This is a genomic window from Belliella alkalica (genome assembly GCF_022549785.1).
Taxonomy (GTDB): domain Bacteria; phylum Bacteroidota; class Bacteroidia; order Cytophagales; family Cyclobacteriaceae; genus Belliella; species Belliella alkalica.
The window spans coordinates 1-1,425 of record NZ_JAKZGO010000064.1; the positions used below are offsets into that span (position 1 = coordinate 1).

Consider the following 1,425-nt stretch of genomic DNA (forward strand, 5'->3'; position numbering starts at 1 on the left):
TTGAACCCTGACGGAACGATAACAGTAGCACCGAACACGCCTGCTGGTGATTACGAGTTGGAGTACAGCATCTGTGAGGTATTGAATCCAGACAACTGTGCTACGGCAACGGTAACGGTAACGGTAGAGCCGGCAGTAATAGAGGCGAATGAAAACGACTTCGGTCCGATCAACGGCACTGATGGCGGGACGACCCCAAGTGTGTTGGGTAACGACACGTTGAACGGCGATCCATTAGATCCTGCTGATGTAACCTTGACGGTGGTAAGCTCAGATCCTGAGTTGACGTTGAACCCTGACGGAACGATAACAGTAGCACCGAACACGCCTGCTGGTGATTACGAGTTGACTTATAGCATCTGTGAAGTGTTGAATCCAGACAACTGTGCTACGGCAACGGTAACGGTAACGGTAGAGCCGGCAGTAATAGAGGCGAATGAAAACGGCTTCGGTCCGATCAACGGCACTGATGGCGGGACGACCCCAAGTGTGTTGGGTAACGACACGTTGAACGGCGATCCATTAGATCCAGCTGATGTTACATTGACAGCAGTTAGCTCAGATCCTGAGTTGACGTTGAATCCTGACGGAACGATAACGGTAGCACCGAACACGCCTGCTGGTGATTACGAGTTGGAATACAGCATCTGTGAGGTGTTGAATCCAGACAACTGTGCTACGGCAACAGTAACGGTAACGGTAGAGCCGGCGGTAATAGAGGCGAATGAAAACGGCTTCGGTCCGATCAACGGCACTGATGGCGGGACGACGCCAAGTGTGTTGGGTAACGACACGTTGAACGGAGATCCAGTAGATCCTGCTGATGTAACCTTGACGGTAGTAAGCTCAGATCCTGAGTTGACGTTGAACCCTGACGGAACGATAACAGTAGCACCGAACACCCCTGCTGGTGAGTACACATTGGAATACAGAGTTTGTGATGTTATGAATCCTGATAACTGTTCAACGGCTACGGTAACGGTAACAGTTACAGCATCTGAGATAGTTGCCAATGATGATGATCTAGGTATTCATACTACTGACTTTGCAGGTGACCTGGGTAATATACTATTGAATGACAGGTTGAATGGTTTGGCAATCGATCCTTCATTGGTAGACTTTGAGATTTTTGATCTTGGAGGTCTGACCGGGTTGTTGATTGGTCCAGATGGTTCACTTTCTTTGATACCTGGATTGAATCAAGCTGGAAGATATCTGCTACAGTACAGGGTTTGTGAGGTTTTGAACCCTACGAATTGCGATACGGCATATATAACTATTGTTCTTGAGGCCTCTGAAGTTGATCTATCAATTACCAAGACATCAAATGATGTTACCATTTGGGAAGGCGATGAGTTCGAGTATGTGATCACAGTTAGCAATATTGGATTAACTGATGCTACCGATGTAGTGATAATAGATAAT

At 47.4% G+C, this 1,425-nt stretch carries 1 pseudogene; it reads left to right on the forward strand.

The window, feature by feature from the left end:
* Positions 1-1,425, forward strand: a pseudogene (locus MM213_RS20630) (hypothetical protein); the annotation flags it as partial.